An 18,197-nucleotide genomic window follows, 5' to 3' on the forward strand; every position below is an offset into this window, starting at 1 on the left:
ATCGCAGGGATACTGTGAAGATCGGATGTTTCACGACAGTCGACCTGTCGGCGAGTTTGGACCGTAGGACCCCCAGTTTCATAGGGTGCGGCCCGAATCTGGTAGACTGGCGGGATCAGAATTGGATTTGGGATGAGAGGTTATGGCTGTTCGAATGATTTTCAATACGACGACGGGCGTTGATGCGGATGCAAATGGTGACCTGTGGGTGCTGTTGAATGGTCGCTACATTACGAACACATCCGACGGGTTCGATTTCCTGACGTTCACCGGCAACCAGCTTGCGGTTTCGGGGTCGATTTACAGTGAACTGGACGGCATCGATTCAGACACGAACTCGGCCAGCAACTCGGTGGAAGTGCTGGAAACCGGTTCGGTGTTCGGTGCCAGCGACGGCATCGAGATGGCGGGGAACAATCACGAGGTGATCGTCCGGGGCACTGTCACAGGACTGGCGGACCGCGGGGTCCAGATGATCGGGGACGCGGCGAGTGTGACCAATTCCGGCACGATATTCGGGGCAACTGACGGGGTGCTGCTGGACGGCGACAATAGCTTTCTGTCCAATTCCGGCGTGATCAACGGGGACCAGTTAGGTGTCGAGGTCCAGGGCACCGGTAACAAAGTGATCAATACGGGTGTTCTTGCGGGTCTTTTCCACGGGGTCGATTTCAACACGCTTACAAACGCCGAAAACGCGCTAATCAACTCGGGCACGATCTCGGGCGGCGATCCGACAAGTCTGGCCTTGAGGGGGGATCACGGCAACGAGACCGTCGTCAACTCCGGGAAGATCACTGGAAATGTCGATCTTTTGGGCGGCGCAGACCTGTTCGACGGGCGCGGCGGTACCGTGACCGGCTCGGTGCGGGGCGGCGATGGTGACGATACCTATATCATCGACGATGCAGCCATGCTTCTTGTCGAAGACCTGGACGCGGGAACCGACGAGGTTCAGAGCCTCGTAACCTACACGCTGGCGCAGAACTTGGAAAACCTGACCTTGTTGGGGACGGTGGACCTTGATGGCCGGGGCAATGCGCTGGCCAATGTGATGGTCGGCAACGAGGGCAGCAATACGCTGGCAGGGCGCAAGGGCGACGACGACCTGAGCGGGGGCATTGGCGCTGACCTTCTGAGGGGGCAACGCGGCAATGATACGCTTCAGGGTGATCAGGGCGACGATAGCCTCAAAGGGGGATTTGGGGCCGACTCGCTGATAGGCGGGGAGGACAACGACCTGCTTCAGGGTGAGAACGGCAATGATACCCTGAGCGGCGGTCTTGATGATGACACGCTGGAAGGCGGTGCGGGCGCGGATTCCCTGTTGGGGGAAGAGGGCCTCGACCTGCTCAAGGGGGCGGATGGCAATGACACGCTGCGCGGGCAGCAGGGCGATGACACGCTGCGCGGTGGCGTGGGCAATGACCTGTTGGCAGGTGGCGCTGACAACGATCTGCAACTGGGCGAGGACGGCAAGGACACCCTGAATGGCGGAGTGGGCAACGATACGCTGAATGGGGGCAAGGGGGCTGATGTCCTGAGCGGCGACACGGGTAACGACCGGTTGATCGGTGGCACCGGGTCCGATGAGTTCGTCTTTGCTGATGGCTTCGGTGTGGACGTGATCCAGGGATTTGAGGCGACCAACAACAACGAGAAGATCAACCTCGTTGCGGTCTCTTCAATCATTAGCTTTGCCGACATTTCCGGTGGTCACATGAGCCAGGTCGGCGCAGACGTGGTTATCGACGCCGGGGCCGGCAACACGATCACCTTGCTGAACGTGAACCTTGGCGATCTGGGCGCAGCGGATTTCATCTTCTGAGGCACCTGCACCAGCGCCCGCGGTCCCTTGGGGTTGCGGGCGTGCGCATTGATTTTTGTCGCAAAGTCAGCAGAAGCAGATTGAAGATGCGGCGTGCGCGTGCAAGCGTAGGTCTATGATTTTGCTTATTGTTGAGGGGTTTGCACGTGGCACATCGTTTTTTGAGAATGGCGCTGGTTCTGGCAATTCTGGGTGGCTGCAATGTACAAAGCGGTGACGCGACCGGCCCAAGCAAAGCACCGCCGCCAATAAAGGAACAGGGCTTCGTCCTGTATCCTTCAATTCCGTCCTCTCGCAGTGCGAAAGCTGGAACGCAGCTTGTTGATCCCGAGACCGGAGCGAAACTCCTGAAAGAGATCTGTCTTGATAATCGGTCTGACTTCACACAGGCGATTGACGTTATAAAGAAGTACCCCTTTGTCCAAAACACAAAGAATGGGTACTTTTACCACAAGGATTTGCATGTGTCCGTCGATTTGAGGCGTGACCCACCTCACTGGTGTTCCATGAGTGTGCGCTGGAAAAGAAATAAAGACCAACGGATCTTCCACGCGATGAAAAAGTGGAACGTTGATCGACCTGGTGGTCATGAATTTTTGCAGCTTCCGATTGACCAAGGTCGGGGCGACGTCTTCTTAGTTAAGGGCAAATTTGAAGATTGACGGGTTTTCGTCGGTCTGATTGAAAGCTCACCCCAATACAAAAACCCGACACGCGGTGGCGTATCGGGGTTTCGTTTTTCCAGAAAAATGTGGCTTAGCCCAGCAGGCGGCGGGCGATGACCTGGGCCTGGATTTCGGCGGCGCCTTCGAAGATGTTCAGGATACGCGCGTCGCAGAGGATGCGGCTGATCTGGTATTCCAGCGCAAAGCCGTTGCCGCCGTGGATTTGCAGCGCGTTGTCGGCGGCGGCCCATGCCACGCGGGCACCCAGCAGCTTGGCCATGCCAGCTTCGAGGTCACAGCGTTGGTCGTGGTCTTTTTCCCAGGCCGAGAAATAGGTCAGCTGACGCGCGACCATGATCTCGACCGCCATCATCGCCAGCTTGCCGGCGACGCGGGGGAAGTTGATCAGCGACTTGCCAAACTGCTTGCGGTCTTCGGCGTATTGCATGCCGACCTCAAGCGCGTTCTGGGCCACGCCGATGGCGCGGGCGGCGGTCTGGATGCGGGCCGCTTCAAAGGTCTTCATCAGTTGTTTGAAGCCCTGGCCTTCTTCGCCACCAAGCAGGTTCTCGCCCTTGACCTTGAAGCCGTCAAAGCCCAGTTCGAATTCCTTCATGCCGCGATAGCCGAGCACCTCGATCTCGCCGCCGGTCATGCCTTCGGTCGGGAAGGGGTTCTCGTCGTCGCCCGGGGTTTTCTCGGCAAGGAACATCGACAGGCCGCGGTGGTCGGTCGAGTTCGGATCGGTCCGCGCCAGCAGGGTCATCACGTGGGTGCGGGCCGCGTGGGTGATCCAGGTCTTGTTGCCGGTGATTTCATAGTCGCCATCGGTGTTCTTCACGGCGCGGGTGCGCAGGCTGCCGAGATCGGAACCGGTATTCGGTTCAGTGAACACGGCGGTCGGCAGGATTTCGGCGCTGGCCAATTTCGGCAGCCAGTATTGTTTCTGTTCCTCGGTGCCGCCAGCCTCGACCAGTTCGGCCGCGATTTCCGAGCGGGTGCCGAGCGAGCCAACACCGATATAGCCGCGCGACAGTTCTTCCGACACCACGACCATCGAGGCCTTGGATAGGCCAAGACCGCCGTATTCCTCGGGGATGGTCAGGCCGAAGACGCCCATTTCGGCCAGCTCTTCGAGGATTTCCATCGGGATGTAATCATCCTTGAGGTGCCATTCGTGGGCATGGGGCACCACGCGTTCGTCGGCATAGCGACGGAATTGTTCGCGGATCATCTCGAGTTCTTCATCGAGACCCGAGGCGCCAAAGGTGGCGTGGCCCGCGTTGTCCTGCATCAGTTCGACAAGGCGCATACGAGCGTTCTGGGTGTTGCCCGAGGTGCAAAGCGCGTCGATCTCGGCGGTGTTGAGACCCGACAGCGCGTCAACGCCAAGGCCAAGATCGCCAAGGCGTACAATCTCGCCCTGGCTCATCGGGATGCCGCCCTTGATCTGGTTCAGGTACTCACCAAAGGCGATCTGGTGAATCAGCTGTTCCATCTCACCGAACTTGCCCTCGCCCTGAAGACGTTCGGCCCAGGCTTGCATCTGGGTCAGGGATTGTTCGTAGGTTGCCAGCCACGACAGACCATGCGCGGCTGCCTGGTTCTGTTCCAGAAGACCACCGGAGACACGGCCATCGGCGGAAACGGTTTCACGCACGGTTGCGGTTGCGGTCTCAAGCAGTGCCTTGACCGGGGCAACAGCCGCGCCGGTCAGGGCAAGGAGATCGGGAAGAATTACAGAGTTTGTCATCGTCAGGTCCTGTCCGTCATGGGCCATGATTCATGTCCTTCACATTGCTGCACTGTGACATAATCTGTTTGCACATGCAGCGCAACAATAATACTTTTGTTTATTGGAAATTGTTCGTTTGTTGCGCGTTGATTTTTTGCGGTGCAGCGCTAGGCCGCTTATACCTTGGGCATGGACCTGCTGTTATCTTCCCTCGACCCTGTGGTTTTTCTTCTGGCTGTACTGGTGGCCCTGCTGGCGGGGCTGATCAAGGGCATGGTGGGATTCGGTATGCCGATGGTGCTGATCTCCGGCCTAAGCTCGCTCATGGCACCGGAACTGGCACTGGCGGGGTTGATCCTGCCGACCCTTCTGTCGAACGGTGTGCAGGCGTTTCGCCAGGGCGTGGGCGCGGCGATTGCCTCGGTCAAGAAGTTCCGGGTGTTCCTCTGGACCGGGCTTGTCTTTCTCCTGATCTCGGCCCAGTTCGTGCCGGTTCTTCCGCAAAATATCCTGTTGCTGGTGATCGGCGTGCCGGTTGCGATCTTTGCCGGGCTTCAGCTTTTGGGTGTCCAGATGCGCCTGACCGTTGCCAATGCGCGGGCCGAAATGGCCGTGGGCGGGTTTGCCGGGGTCATCGGCGGGCTGTCGGGTGTCTGGGGGCCGCCGACCGTCCTGTACCTGACCGCGCTGAACACCGAGAAGACCGAACAGATTCGCGTACAGGGGGTGATCTATGGGCTTGGGGCGGTGGCCCTGTTGGCCGCGCACCTGACATCGGGTGTCCTGCGCTGGGAGACGCTGCCGCTGTCGATCGGGCTTTTGCCGCCGGCGATGTTCGGCATGTGGATCGGAACCCGCATTCACGACCGGATCGATCAGGAGACCTTTCGCAAGGCGACGCTGATCATCCTGACCATTGCCGCACTGAACCTGATCCGGCGGGCGGTGTTCATCTAGGAGTTCAGTGCCGCCAAGCAGCCGTTCAGTGCCGCGATGTCCGAAGTTACGAGCGAGACCGGCGGGATACCTGCCTCATTCGGGCAGGCGACGCTGTAGGGAATGGCAAAGGGTGTCGGGTTTTCGGACAGGATGGCACGAGCCACGCCACCGGCCAGAAAGATACCGTTGCGGGGCAGGTATTGCGCGGCAAGCGCGGCGCAGAGCAGCCCAAGCAACCCGGCATATTGAGGATCACTGCCTCCCGCATCACGGAAGGCGCGCAAGCCGCGACCGCTGAACAGGTTTTCCACGCTTTCAGGTATCGGCAGGTCCCATTCCGACAGTTGATCGCAGAGGGTAAAGGGGAGGGGGGCGTGGCCGTATTCCGCGCGCAGCGCCGTGGTGCCCATCGGCCCCTTGCGCAGGGCACAGAGGTTCATGCCGGTTCCCACGCCGACGGCAAGATACTGTCCGTTGCCCGGCTGGCTGGCGGAGACCAGCACGTCCTTTTCCGTTTCCGAAAGGAAGGGCAGGGCCATCGCCAGCGCCTCGAGATCATTCACCAGAGTCGCGGGCGCCTTGAGGTGTCGGCCCAGGGCTGCCGTGTCGAACGTCCAGTCGCGGTTGGTCAGGCGGGCGGTTTCGCCAATGACGGGGCCGGCGATGGCAAAGCAGGCGGCGCTCAGCATAGGCGCGTTCTGGTCTCGCAGGTAGGTGTCGAGCACCCTGTCGAACGAGGCGAAACTGTCATTGGAAAAAACGGCACCGGTTTCGGAACGCACGCTGCTTTCATCGGCCAGTGCCAGCCGCGTATTGGTGCCGCCGATGTCAGCGAGAAGAAACATGTCGCCCCCGAGTTCAGCCTTTTGTCAGCCTAGAACAGCGGTGCCACGTGGCATAGCCCCGAGGTCACGCCTCTTCAGGGCTTTCGTACCAGTGCAACAGGGCGTCGAGATCAGGGGCGATGCTGGTGGCGGCGCCGTCGGTGAAATCTTCGAACTTTTCCGCGTTCAGCGGGTTGGTGCCGACCAGAACCGAAGCCCCGCGCGCCAGTGCATCGCCGATCAGGTGACGAAAGCCGCGGCCTTCGGCTTCCTGTTTGCCGAACTTGTTGAGGATGAAGATGTCGAAATCCTCTTCCATCCGGCGACCCACTTCCGCGACCGAGGTTTCGAGAGAGGCCGGATCAAGGCGGCAGCCTTTCGACTCCTTGCCGAGATACTGGGAAATCCGGATGCGTGGCCCGTCGGGAAGAACCTGCACGTCCATGTCGCAGCGATGGCCCGACCCGCAATCGGTGTTGATCTGGACGATGCCGCAGGTGCGCACGCCGCGCGCGCCCAGCGTTTCGGCGAAATCGGCAAGCAGGCGGTCAAGCTCGCCCCTGCCGCGGGTCATGGTGTAGGCGATTTTCATGACACGATATGTAGGCAGTTTTTCGGCTTTGGAAAACCCGTAACAAGCGCGCAGCTCCGGAGGCGAGAGCACGGCGGTTGAGACCGCGAAACCACCTGCGTCACAGTTTTTATTGAGAAATATACAAATGCTAGTATTTTCATTGAAATCAACGAGTTCAAAATCGACAAATTACACAGCTGCAAAAGTTCATTAGGGGGACATGATGCGCAAATCGAAATTTCTTCTCTCGGCTCTGGCGGGGTTGGGGATCGCGACGGCCTCGGTGGCGGAAACCGAACTGACCGTCTATTCGGCGATCGAGGCCGAGGATCTCGCCCGCTATGCCGCGAAATTCAACGAGCAGCATCCGGACATCACCATCAACTGGGTGCGGGATTCGACCGGGATCGTGACGGCCAAGCTGTTGGCGGAAAAGAACAATCCGCAGGCCGATGTGGTATGGGGCCTGGCGGCGACCTCGCTTCTGTTGCTGAAGTCCGAAGGGATGCTTGAACCCTATGCTCCGGCGGGTGTCGAAAAGCTGGATTCCAAGTTTGTCGATGGTGACAATCCGCCCTACTGGACCGGTATGGACGCTTGGGTGGCCTCGGTCTGCTACAACACGGTCGAGGCCGAAAAGCTTGGGCTGGCGGTTCCGACCTCGTGGAAAGACCTGCTTGATCCGCAGTACAAGGGGCACCTGATCATGCCCAACCCGAACTCGTCCGGCACCGGGTTCCTTGACGTGTCGAGCTGGTTGCAGATGTTCGGAGAAGAGGGTGGCTGGGCCTATATGGACGGGCTGCACGAGAACATCGCGCGTTACACCCACTCGGGCTCCAAGCCTTGCAAGCTGGCGGCGGCTGGCGAAATTCCGATCGGGATCAGCTTTGCCTTCCGCGGTGCCAAATCCAAGGCTGCCGGTGCCCCGCTCGAGATCATCGTGCCAAGCGAGGGTGTGGGCTGGGACATGGAGGCCACGGCCATCGTGGCCGGTACCATGAACCTTGAAGCGGCTCAGAAGCTGGTGGACTTCGCGGTCACCGAAGAGGCGAACCGGATGTACAACAAGGGCTATGCCGTGCTGGCCATTCCCGGCATCGCCAAGCCGGTCGAGCATTTCCCCGAAGGGTTGCAGGCGGGCATGATCGACAATGATTTCGAATTCGCCGCCAACAACCGTGCCCGTATCCTCAAGGAATGGCAGGCGCGGTACGACGGAAAATCAGACCCTAAATAAGCCCAATTCCCAAAAAAGTGAGGGCGGCCATGGGGCCGCCCTTTTGCATTTACGCGGTCTTGATGGTGCCGTCAGCGACCCAGCCGTCAAACACCTCGAGCACCGTGTCACAGAAAACGGCATCGTTGATATGCGCCTCCAGCGGGATGTAGGTCACGGTTTCGGGCAGGGTGGCCTCGATCTCGTCGACAAAGGCGGCAAGGCCCTCGGCGTCATGCAGGTCAGCGCCGGGGCGATCCCATTCGTTACAGCCGCCCTTGGGCATAATGAAGACCGATTTGCCCTTGGCGGTGGCCAGTTTCTCGGCATGGGTGCGGGCCACTTCGCGGCGCTCGTCTGCATCCAGAACCACCGATTTCAGCAGGCGGTTGTGGTCATGCGCGGGTTTGTGGCTCATGCGGTCGGGCAGGGGTTTCCAGCCCACCATGTCGACAAGGTCATAACAGGCTGGGGCCACGATCTGTGGCGTCGCGGTGGCCCCCGCGTTGGTCAGGCGATCCGCCCCGGCCGAAAGACAGCCCATCAGGTGGTTGCCCACTTCCTGCGTCGCGAAATCCATGACGCAGGCAAAGGCGCCTTCCGAAGCCAGCGATTCAAAGGCCCGCCCGCCCATGCCGGTGGCGTGGAATACGGCGACCTCGAAGCCGCGTGCTTCCAAGGCGGGTTTCAGGGTAACCATGTAATGCAGGATGGTCTTGCCAAAGGATGTCATGCCGATCAGAGGCTTGTAGCGCGAGGGGGCTTCGACCGCGCGGGCGGCACCAAGGACGGCGCCAGCGGCTTGCGACAGGGACGATTTGCAGACCGAGTTCAGACCATAAAGCCCACCGGCCCAGAGGATCATCTGAATGTCGGCGGCAAGGCGCTCGGGTGGCAGGAGATGCGAGAAGGACACGGTGGAGACCACGTATTTCGGCACCCCCAGCGGCAGCGCCTGACAGATGTCGAGCGCAACATCGGTGCCCATCGTGCCGCCAAGCACGACAACGCCATGCACCTTGCCTTCGCGATAAAGGCGCAGGGCAAGGGCGGCCCCGCCACGCGCCATGATCTGCATGGCAGTGTTTTCGTCGCCGCTGTCGATGGCTGCCTGAATCGAAGACCCGCCTTCTTCGGCCACATCGTGTTTGGAATAATCGGTTGGCTCGGACGGGTCACCCAGCACGCTGATGTCCATCGACAGAACGTTGCCGCCCTGTCCGCGGATGCAATCGCACATGTAATTCAACTCGTCGTCCTTGGTGTCGTAGGTGCCAACCACAAGGATGGTTTTGTCCTGGCTCATCATGGTCTCCCTTCCAGGTAATCTTGGGCCAGGCGCGTGGCCCGGGCAATCATGCGGGTCGAGCGGATGTATCCGCCGGGTTCGTCGAGGCGTGGAATGATCCAGCCAACATAGGTGAGCGCGCGCAACAGCAACGCCAGATCCAGTTCTCCGGACGGGATCGGGCGGCGGGCGGCATAGCCCTGCACCAGCGCGGCGCGAATGTCTTCAAAGTCTGGGCGTTCGAGATAGCGCAACAGGAAGGTGGCAAGTTCAAAGGCGCGATAGCCGATGGCGCAATCGTCGAAGTCGAGGATGCCGATCCGGTCACCCTCGACCAGCAGGTTTTCCGTGAGCAGGTCGGCGTGAATCAGGCCGATGTCCTGATCCATCCGCGCGCAATCTTCGGCAGCCTTGAGACGCGCCGCCTGCAAAAGGGCGGTGTCGTCCTGCGAAAGATGCGGATGTTCCCAGAAGCACCCCCACAACGGGGTCTCGCCAAGGATGTCGGGGGCCGTCCAGCGCGGGCGCGAAAATCCCGCTGGTGTCTCCCATGCGTCGGTCACGGTGTGCAGGCGCGCCATTTCACGGCCAACCCGCCCCGCAACATCGGTAGGGGTGCCTTGTGTGATCTCGGTGCCCTCGCCGATCGGGGTGCCGGACAGCCATGTCAGCACGCTGACGTTCTGGCCGTTAATCGTGGCCAGAAGGTCGCCCTGCTGTGACGGCACCGGCGTCGGAACGGTCAGGCCCGCCCCCGCGAGATGCTGCATCCAGTCGAGTTCCGAGCGCAGTTCCGCCTGGGTGCGATAGCCGGGGCGATGCAGGCGCAGGGCATATTTCGCCCCGTCCTTTTGCACCGCATAGACGTGGTTTTCCCGTTGCGCCACGAGGCGCGGGGGGGCGGACACCCCCCATCGTCGCAGCGCCTCATTGAGGATCGTGTCGTTCATGGTTCCAGCGGCGTTTCGTGCAGGGCCTCGTCCAGCCGTTCCAGCAGGATGTCGGCCTGTTCTTTCGTGAACGGCAGCGGCGGGCGGATCTTGAGCGCGTTGTAGTGGATGCCAAGGAAGTTCAGCAAAACGCCCTTTTGGCGCATGGCATTGGCGATCTTCTTGGTAAAGGCCGTGGCCGGAGCGCGGGTTTCGCGATCAAGCACCATCTCGGCCCCGAAGAACAGGCCCGAGCCGCGCACGTCGCCGATGCAGGCGTGGGTTTCGGCAAGCCTGCGCAGCCCGTCGCGGGCATAGTCCCCCACCGTGCGGGCGTTTTCCATCAACCCCTCTTCCTGCACCACCTTGAGGGTGGCATGGGCCGCCGCCGCCGAGACAGGGTTTCCGCCGAAGGTGTTGAAATAGCGGAAGTTCTTTCGGAAGGCCGACATGATGTCCATGCTGGTCACGACGCCGCCAACCGGGTGGCCGTTGGCCATCGGTTTGCCCATGGTCACCACGTCGGGCAGGAAGCCCGCCTTCTGGTGGCCCCAGAAATCAGTGCCCAAACGGCCAAACCCGGGCTGGACCTCGTCGGCGATGACGATGCCGCCAGCCTTGCGCACCGCGTCAATGGCGGGTTGCAGCCAGCCCTTTTCGAGGGTGGGAAAGCCTTCGTTGGCGAAATAGGGGCAGATGATCATCGCCGCGAGACCATGGCCACGGGCCTTGAGATCGGCGATGGCCTTTTCGACCTCTGCCGCAAAGGCCTGGGCATGGGCCATGCCGGGCTCACCACCCAGGGGGCGATAGCTGTCGGGGGCGGGGACAAAGGCCACGTTGTCCCAGCGATCCGGCGGCGGATTGGTGCAGGACAGTTGCGACACCGCCATCGTGTTGCCGTGATAGGTGTGATCCGTGGCAATCACGCCGGTATTGCCGGTGATGCCGCGTGCCATGCGCAGGGCGATGTCATTGGCCTCGGACCCCGTGCAGGTCATGATCGCGGTGTTCAGCGGATCGGCAAAGGTGTCGGTGAGCGCCTCGACGTAATCCAGAATGCCCTCGTGCAGATAGCGCGTGTGGGTGTTCAGCGTGCCCGCCTGCTGGCAGATCGCTTCGACCACCTTGGGGTGGCAATGTCCGACGTGGGGCACGTTGTTGTAACAGTCGAGGAACTTGTTGCCCTCGGCATCCCAGACCCAGACCCCTTCGCCGCGCACGATATGCACGGGCTCTTCGTAGAAGGTGCTGACATTGGGGCCGAGCAGCCTTGCGCGCCGGTCGATCAGGTTTTTTGCAGCGATATTCATAGCTTGATCCAGGCGGTTTTCAGGTCGACGTATTTGTCGAGCGCATGCAGGGATTTGTCGTGGCCATTGCCCGATTGCTTGTGCCCCCCCAGCGGCACGGTGTTGTCGGCGCCGCCATAGGTGTTCACGTGGATCACCCCTGAACGTACGCCGCGGATCATGCGGTGGGCGCGACCAAGGTCGGAGGTCCAGACACCGGCGGCAAGGCCATAATCGGTGCTGTTGGCAATGGCGATGGCCTCTTCCTCGGTCTTGAAGGGCAGAACACCCAGAACCGGACCAAAGACCTCTTGCTGGGCGACGCGGTCGGTGGGTTTCACACCGGTCACGATGGTCGGCTCCATATAGTAGCCGCCGGTCTCTTGCAGGATGCGATTGCCGCCAAGTGCAATGGTGTTGCCATCGGCATGGGCGCTGTCGATGAAACCAAGGTTGCCTTCAAGCTGGGTAAGAGAGTTGACCGCACCCACGTGGGTGTCGAGATCAAGTGGGTTACCAACCCTGAGCGCCGCCGCGTGGCGGGAAAGGGCCTCGACAAACTCGTCATGGATGGACTCTTGGACCAAAAGTCGAGACCCCGCCACGCACACCTGACCCGAGTTCCGGAAGATGCCCATGGCGGACACCTTGGCAGCCTCTTCGAGATCAGGCGCATCGGCAAAGACGATATTCGGGGATTTTCCGCCAAGCTCCAAGTAACAGCGCTTCAAGTTTGAGCGAGCAGAGTATTCCAGCAGGCGACGGCCCACGCCGCCAGAGCCGGTAAAGACCAACACATCGACATCCATCGACAGCGCGAGCGCCTCGCCCGCCACGGCCCCCTGGCCGGTGACCACGTTCAGGACACCGTCGGGCAGACCCGCTTGCGAGGCCAGTTCGGCCAGTTTCAGCAGGGATAGAGACGCAGTTTCCGCCGGTTTGAGCACAACGGAGTTGCCCATCGCCAGCGCCGGAGCGAGCTTCCATGCGCCGATCATCAGCGGGAAGTTCCACGGCACGATGGCCCCGATCACTCCCACGGGTTCCTTGTGGACAAGACCCAGAACCGACGGATCGGTTGGCGCAACCTCGCCATATACCTTGTCGAGCGCCTCGGCGTAGTAGCGGAAGGTGCCCGCAGCCGAGCCCGGCTCGGCCTTGAGGGCCATGTTGAATTCGGTCCCGTTGTCGCGCACGCCCAGAACCGCCAGTTCGACGGCGTTCTGTTCGATCAGCTCGGCCAGCCGCATCAGCACCTTCTTGCGACCCGCCGGTGCCATGCGGCTCCAGCGACCATCTTCAAAGGCGGCGCGGGCCGAAGCCACCGCGGTGTTCACATCATCGGCAGAGGCGCGGACCAGCGTGGTTAGCGTTTGTCCGTCGATCGGGGATTGTACTTCAAGTGTTTCTCCCGAACCTTCCGTCCACGTTCCCTCAACAAATAGCTTTTGCGGCGGAACAGGTGCATGCCGAAGTTCGTCGATGCGTGTTTGGTCGACCATTTGGCCTCCTTGATTGCTTTGCGATCCAGCCAGACGCGGCGGAAATGGATGAAGAGGACGCCCAGGATCATCAGGAAGAGGATCATCGCGATCGGGCGGTCAATGAAATCGAAGGGGGTTTTTACCCGTGCCATGCCGGCACGCAGCTTGACCTCCATGATGCCGCCCAGAACCATGCCGAGGATGATCGGAACAGCCGGAAGGGACAGGCGCTTGAGAACGAAGCCGAAGATGCCGAAACAGGCCGCGATCAGACAGTCGGTGACCGAGTTGCGCAGGCTGTAGACGCCGACGAAACTCAGCACGAGGATACAGACGCCGAGGAACCGGTTGGGGATCTTCACCACCTTGATCAGGTGGTTTGTGGCAAACAGCAGGAACACCAGCACCAGCACGTTCAGCGCCAGCAGGGCGAGGTAGAGGGCAACCACAAAGTCCATCTGGTTCTGGAATAGTTGCGGGCCGGGCACCACGTTGTGCACGTAAAACACCGAGAGCATCATCGCCGTCAGGGCCTCGCCCGGAATGCCAAGCGCCAGCAGGGGCACCATGGCGGCGGCGGGCACGGCGTTGTTGGCGGTTTCGGCCGCGATCAGGCCTTCAGAGGACCCGTGGCCAAAGTCCTGCGGACGTTTCGAGGATTTCTGCGCGTAGGTGTAGCTCAGGAACTGGGCGGTGAATTCGCCGACGCCGGGGATCATGCCCATCACCACGCCAAAGGTGCCCGAGACACCGGCCACGCGCGGGTGCCGCGCCAGTTCGCGCAGGCCCTGGAACATGCCGCCGCGCAGCTTGGTCATGCGGACTTTCTCGTCATCGCCCTGCAACAGGTAGAAGGCCTGCGAGAGGGCAAAGAGACCCAGAACCACGACGATTAGGTTCACGCCCGAAGACAGGAAGGACTGATCAAAGGTGAAGCGTTTAGAGTATTTCACCGGCTCGAGGCCGACGGTGTTGAGGAAGACGCCGAAACAGGCCAGCGCGGCGGCGATCAGGGCCTGGCCACGGTGCGCCACGATCACCAGAATGATGCCCAGGAGGGCTGCGAGAAAGATTTCGCGACTGCCGAACATCGGGGCGATCTTGGCCAGGATCGGGGCAAAAAGGATGAGGCAGACCACCGAGAAGATGCCGCCGAAGAACGAGGCCGAATAGGCCAGCGACAGCGCGCGCCGCGCTTCGCCTCGCGCGGTCATCGGATAGCCGTCATAGGTGGTGAGCGCGTTCACGGCGGTGCCGGGCGTGTTGATCAGGATCGCCGGAATCGCGCCGCCGTACATGGACGAGCCATAGATACCCAAGAGAACGGTGAGCCCGACAATTGGGTCCATCGAGAAGGTCGCGGGCAGCAGGATGGCGATGGCCACGGCGGGGCCGACACCGGGAATGGCCCCGATCAAAACGCCACCGACCGAGCCTGCGAGGAGGGCGAGCAGAACATCCCAGCGCGCCAGAATGTCGACTGAGGAGAGGAGGAGGTCCATGTGTGTATCCTCAGAAATTCAGAATGAAGAAGTTGCGCATCGCACCGGGCAGATACTCGTAAAGCAGGGAACCGGGGATTTTCACGTCGAGGAAGGATTTGAACAGCACCACGACGGCAGCGCCAAAGGCGACCGAAATCCACAGCATCGATTTGCTGCGATACCCCATCCGCCAGCACATGATCGGCATGAAGACCATCGTCACCGGCAGATAGCCGATCAGCGGCACCAGCATCACGTAGGCGAGGAACCAGAACACCCATTCGATGGCGAAGAACCAGATCTTCCACTCGGTGTAATCGGCGGTCACGAACTTGCGGCGCGGCAGTTTCCAAAGGTGCAGCCCGCCAAAGATCACCATGCCGCCAATCGACACCATCGGCCAGAACCGGGGCTGGGCAAAGAACTTGGTCCGTTTGAACCATTTTGTCTGGTCGCCAAGCTGCGACATGAGAAACAGCGCCGCCAGCAGGAAAACGATGGCAAACAGGATCTGTCCGCGCAGGGGGCCTCTGAAGGTGCTGTATTTTGGGTCACTCATCTGTCCAGCCTCTGGATACAGAAAGGGCCGGGGGTTCGTGCACCTCCGGCCCGTTTGTCAGGGTTACTCGAGCAGTTTGCCGATGTGGGCCGTGGTGGCCTTGTCCTTGGCGATGATCTCTGCCGAAGCAGCGGCATCCGACCAGTAAACCTGCGCGCCGGTCTCTTTCGCGACTGCCTGTGCCCGGTCGCTCATGACGGTCTTGGCGGCGACGGCGGCGATTTTCTCACGGACGTCTGCCGGGGTGTCCTTGTGAACGAACAGGCCGTTCCACAGCGCGATGTCGAGCGACGCATCCAGTTCGCCGATGGCCGGGGCATCCGGCACCAGCGGGATACGCTCGCCGGTGATCGAGGTCAGGACCTTCACCTTGTCGAGGCAGGGCAGGATCAGCTGGAGCGTGGTGTTGATGACATCCGCGTCCCCCGAGGCCAGCGTGTTGCAGTCGAGCGCGTCAAAGGCTGCGTCCGAGCCCCATTCGAAGCCTGCGTTCACCGCATAGGCCATGGTCACCTTGGTCGGGGTCAGGACCGCGCCAAAGTGGCCCAGTGCCACGTCGTTCGATTTCGCGTGTTCCGCCAGTTCCGCCATCGAGGAGTAAGGCGCATCCGCGCTGGTGGCGATGACGAAGGGGTAGGTGAGGAAGATGCCGACCGGCTCGAAGACTTCGTCGGCCAGTTCATCAATACCGATCTCGTGGCCGATCACGGGAACCGCGGGCACGAACGAGCCGATGGTGTAGCCATCCGCAGGCGCGGTTGCCACGTCGATCGCACCCGGGAAGGGGCCACCGCCACCGCCGGGCTTGTTCACCACGGCCGCCGAGATGCCGTATTCGGCCTGGAAGTCCTCGGCGATCATGCGGGTCAGCACGTCTTCGAGATCACCCGGAGGCCACGGTACAATGAAGCTCACCGGCTTTTCAGGATACTCGGCGATAGCAGCCCCACCGAGGGTTGCCATGCCAAATGCAAGGGCAGTGCCCAGAAGCGTCTTGGTTTTCATAGTCGTCTCCCTGTTCGATCTATTTTGGATCGGTTCATTATTTAAACCAAAGGTTCGAAAATAGATTGACAGGTTAACTATCTTTCTGTCAACACTTTTAAGAAGCGCCCCACATTTTCGATGACGCGGGGGCAGAAAACACAAGCGGGAGCGAATGAAAGTCTGATGGGTACGGTAGCCAAAGCATTGTCACTGTTGGGTTATTTTTCGCGTGCACAATCCGAGATCGGTTTGAGCGAGATGACCCGCCTGTCCGGCATGAACAAGGCAACTGTCTATCGTTTACTGACTGAATTGGCCGAACAGGGATTCGTCGAACAGGTCGGAACGGGCCGTGAATACCGTCTTGGCCCGGTCTATCCGCGCCTTGCGGCGCTGCGCGAAGCCGCCGTTCCCACGCGTGAAGTGGCCCATAAAGTCCTGTCGCGCCTGTGTGATGCCACCGGCGAAACCGCCCATATGTCGATCCGCCAGGGCGACAAGCTGCATGTCGTCAGCTTTGCCTACAGCGCGCTGCACGGTACGCGCGTGACGATGGAAGACGCCGAACAGATCGAGTTTCACTCGACAAGTTCCGGCCACGCCGTGCTTGCCTTCAGCCCCGCCGACTTTGTTGACACCGTGCTTGCAGGACCGCTTCAGAAAAAGACCGAACAAACCGAAACCGACCCCAAAGCCATTCGTGCGCGCCTTGCCGAGGCGCGCCGGATCGGTGTCGCGGAATCGGTCAGCGGCCATGAAATGGATGTGCACTCGCACGCGTGCCCGATCTTTGATGCGCGGCAATCCTGTTACGGCGCGATTGCCGTCGCGGCCCCTGTCGCGCGAATGACCGACGGGTTGCGCAACACCATCCGCCACGAGGTCATGCAGGCCTCGCTTGAAATGACCCGCCTGCTTGGCGGCTTTGTCCCCGATGAATTCAAACAGAAGGCCGGCGAATCTCTCGTCGTGCCTGCGTAATCCTCCGTCCCGAAAGGTCTGACCCATGAAAGACAGCAACTTCCTCAAAGAAAAAAATGCCAAGTCGCTTTGGCATCCGATGGCGCATCCCGCCGATTGCCTGAACAACCCGCCGACCATCGTGACCGGCGCACAGGGCGTGCGCATTACCGATGTCGACGGCCACGAAGTGGTGGACGGCGTGGGCGGCCTCTGGAACGTGAACCTCGGGTTTTCGTGCCAGCCGATCAAAGAGGCGATTGCCCGCCAGCTGGATGTGCTGCCCTATTATTCGACCTTCCGCGGCACCACCAATGACGCGATCATCGAACTTTCCGAGATGCTGCGCGATTTCTATGCACCCGATGGTCTGACCCGCGCCTTCTATACCTCTGGCGGATCGGATTCGGTGGAAACCGCGCTGCGCCTTGCCCGTCAGTACCACAAGGTCCGTGGCGAAGAGGGGCGTACCAAGTTCCTCTCGCTGAAAAAGGGCTATCACGGCACCCACATGGGCGGGGCCTCGGTTAACGGGAATGCCAACTTCCGCACCCAGTACGAGCCGCTTTTGCCCGGCTGCTACCACATTCCGGCGCCCTATACCTATCGCAACCCGTTCAACGAAACCGATCCCGAAAAGCTGGCGGCGCTGTGTCTGCAGGCAATGGAAGACGAGATCGCCTTCCAGGGCGCGGGCACCATCGCGGCGATGATCATGGAGCCGATCCTTGGTGCCGGTGGCGTGATCGTACCGCATGAGAGCTTTATGCGCGGGGCGCGGGCGATCTGTGACAAGCACGGTATCCTGCTGATCGCGGACGAGGTGATCACCGCGTTCGGCCGTACCGGCAGCTGGACCGGATCGCGCCATTGGGGCGTGCAGCCCGACCTGATGTCGACCGCCAAGGCGATCACCAACGGCTATTTCCCCTTCGGCGCGGTGATGATCGCCGAGAAGGTGGCAGAGGTCTTTGAAAACGACACCTCGGGCAAGGCCGCGATTGGCCATGGCTATACCTACTCGGGCCACCCGGTTGGTGCGGCGGCGGCGATTGCCTGTGTTCAGGAAACGCTCAAGCTCAACGTCAAAGACAACGCGGCGGCGCGCGGTGCCGAGCTTTATGCCGGCCTTCAGGCGCTGGGCGCGAAGTATGAACAGATCGGCGACGTGCGCGGCGGCGAGGGCCTGATGTGCGCGATGGAACTGGTCAGCGACCGGAACACCAAGGCCGCCATCGATAAAAAGACCATCGGCACCATTCAGGAGGTCGCCTACAAGGAGGGCGCGATGGTGCGCGTGTCCGGCCCGAATATCATCCTGTCACCGCCGCTGGTGCTGACGTCGGACGACGTTCAGACGCTGTTGTCGGCGCTCGATGCGGGTTTTGCCGCAGTGAACTGAGCCTGAACCGGCTCTTGGAAACCCCGGG

Annotated in this window: 16 protein-coding genes; 6 read left to right on the plus strand and 10 right to left on the minus strand. The window is 61.0% G+C overall.

The annotated features are described in order from the left end of the window. Positions 1-142: 142 nt before the first annotated feature. Positions 143-1,828, plus strand: coding sequence for a calcium-binding protein (locus tag ABWV42_RS17840; RefSeq protein WP_353341349.1), 1,686 nt, complete (start codon positions 143-145; stop codon positions 1,826-1,828). 146 nt (positions 1,829-1,974) lie between these two features. Next, positions 1,975-2,490, plus strand: a complete 516-nt coding sequence (locus ABWV42_RS17845) for a hypothetical protein (RefSeq protein WP_353341350.1) — start codon at positions 1,975-1,977, stop codon at positions 2,488-2,490. Positions 2,491-2,584: 94 nt separating this feature from the next. Here the strand turns inward: ABWV42_RS17845 and ABWV42_RS17850 are convergent, their stop codons facing one another. Next, on the minus strand, positions 2,585-4,273 hold the full coding sequence (locus tag ABWV42_RS17850; RefSeq protein ID WP_353341351.1) for an acyl-CoA dehydrogenase family protein: 1,689 nt from the start codon (positions 4,271-4,273) through the stop codon (positions 2,585-2,587). A 144-nt stretch (positions 4,274-4,417) separates the two neighbouring features. Here ABWV42_RS17850 and ABWV42_RS17855 point away from each other — a divergent pair, with 144 nt between their 5' ends. After that, complete coding sequence (locus ABWV42_RS17855) at positions 4,418-5,185, plus strand: sulfite exporter TauE/SafE family protein (protein WP_353341352.1); 768 nt, start codon at positions 4,418-4,420, stop codon at positions 5,183-5,185. Here the strand turns inward: ABWV42_RS17855 and ABWV42_RS17860 are convergent. Together ABWV42_RS17860 and ABWV42_RS17865 are read right to left on the minus strand one after the other, a co-directional pair. Then, the gene (locus ABWV42_RS17860) at positions 5,182-6,012 is read right to left on the minus strand and encodes a glucokinase (RefSeq protein WP_353341353.1); all 831 of its coding nucleotides are present in this window, start codon (positions 6,010-6,012) and stop codon (positions 5,182-5,184) included. The genes ABWV42_RS17855 and ABWV42_RS17860 overlap by 4 nt on opposite strands. A gap of 64 nt (positions 6,013-6,076) precedes the next feature. Continuing rightward, on the minus strand, positions 6,077-6,583 hold the full coding sequence (locus tag ABWV42_RS17865; RefSeq protein WP_353341354.1) for a DUF2478 domain-containing protein: 507 nt from the start codon (positions 6,581-6,583) through the stop codon (positions 6,077-6,079). Positions 6,584-6,788: 205 nt separating this feature from the next. Between ABWV42_RS17865 and ABWV42_RS17870 the strand changes: the two genes are divergently transcribed. Then, positions 6,789-7,805, plus strand: a complete 1,017-nt coding sequence (locus ABWV42_RS17870) for a putative 2-aminoethylphosphonate ABC transporter substrate-binding protein (protein ID WP_353341355.1) — start codon at positions 6,789-6,791, stop codon at positions 7,803-7,805. A gap of 49 nt (positions 7,806-7,854) precedes the next feature. Here ABWV42_RS17870 and ABWV42_RS17875 read toward each other — a convergent pair whose 3' ends face one another. From ABWV42_RS17875 to ABWV42_RS17905, 7 genes are all read right to left on the minus strand, one after another. Further along, the gene (locus tag ABWV42_RS17875) at positions 7,855-9,090 is read right to left on the minus strand and encodes a Tm-1-like ATP-binding domain-containing protein (protein ID WP_353341356.1); all 1,236 of its coding nucleotides are present in this window, start codon (positions 9,088-9,090) and stop codon (positions 7,855-7,857) included. Continuing rightward, positions 9,090-10,022 (minus strand): phosphotransferase enzyme family protein, encoded by a 933-nt coding sequence (locus tag ABWV42_RS17880; RefSeq protein ID WP_353341357.1) that lies wholly within the window; start codon positions 10,020-10,022, stop codon positions 9,090-9,092. Before ABWV42_RS17880 ends, ABWV42_RS17875 begins: the two co-directional genes overlap by 1 nt. Further along, the gene (locus tag ABWV42_RS17885; RefSeq protein ID WP_353341358.1) at positions 10,019-11,314 is read right to left on the minus strand and encodes an aspartate aminotransferase family protein; all 1,296 of its coding nucleotides are present in this window, start codon (positions 11,312-11,314) and stop codon (positions 10,019-10,021) included. The genes ABWV42_RS17880 and ABWV42_RS17885 overlap by 4 nt, the downstream gene beginning before the upstream one ends. Beyond that, positions 11,311-12,777, minus strand: coding sequence for an aldehyde dehydrogenase (locus ABWV42_RS17890; protein WP_353341416.1), 1,467 nt, complete (start codon positions 12,775-12,777; stop codon positions 11,311-11,313). Before ABWV42_RS17890 ends, ABWV42_RS17885 begins: the two co-directional genes overlap by 4 nt. After that, complete coding sequence (locus tag ABWV42_RS17895) at positions 12,660-14,279, minus strand: tripartite tricarboxylate transporter permease (protein WP_255106900.1); 1,620 nt, start codon at positions 14,277-14,279, stop codon at positions 12,660-12,662. The genes ABWV42_RS17890 and ABWV42_RS17895 overlap by 118 nt, the downstream gene beginning before the upstream one ends. 10 nt (positions 14,280-14,289) lie before the next feature. Continuing rightward, a complete protein-coding gene (locus ABWV42_RS17900) occupies positions 14,290-14,820 on the minus strand; it encodes a tripartite tricarboxylate transporter TctB family protein (protein ID WP_255106899.1) in 531 nt (176 codons plus the stop codon). Positions 14,821-14,883: 63 nt separating this feature from the next. Beyond that, on the minus strand, positions 14,884-15,825 hold the full coding sequence (locus ABWV42_RS17905) for a tripartite tricarboxylate transporter substrate-binding protein (protein ID WP_353341359.1): 942 nt from the start codon (positions 15,823-15,825) through the stop codon (positions 14,884-14,886). A 165-nt stretch (positions 15,826-15,990) separates the two neighbouring features. Here ABWV42_RS17905 and ABWV42_RS17910 point away from each other — a divergent pair, with 165 nt between their 5' ends. Beyond that, a complete protein-coding gene (locus ABWV42_RS17910) occupies positions 15,991-16,788 on the plus strand; it encodes an IclR family transcriptional regulator (RefSeq protein ID WP_353341360.1) in 798 nt (265 codons plus the stop codon). Positions 16,789-16,813: 25 nt separating this feature from the next. After that, positions 16,814-18,169 (plus strand): aspartate aminotransferase family protein, encoded by a 1,356-nt coding sequence (locus ABWV42_RS17915; RefSeq protein WP_353341361.1) that lies wholly within the window; start codon positions 16,814-16,816, stop codon positions 18,167-18,169. The last annotated feature ends 28 nt before the right edge of the window (positions 18,170-18,197 follow it).

Origin of the sequence: Pelagimonas sp. KU-00592-HH, assembly GCF_040369695.1 — a bacterium.
In the GTDB taxonomy this organism is placed as follows: domain Bacteria; phylum Pseudomonadota; class Alphaproteobacteria; order Rhodobacterales; family Rhodobacteraceae; genus Shimia.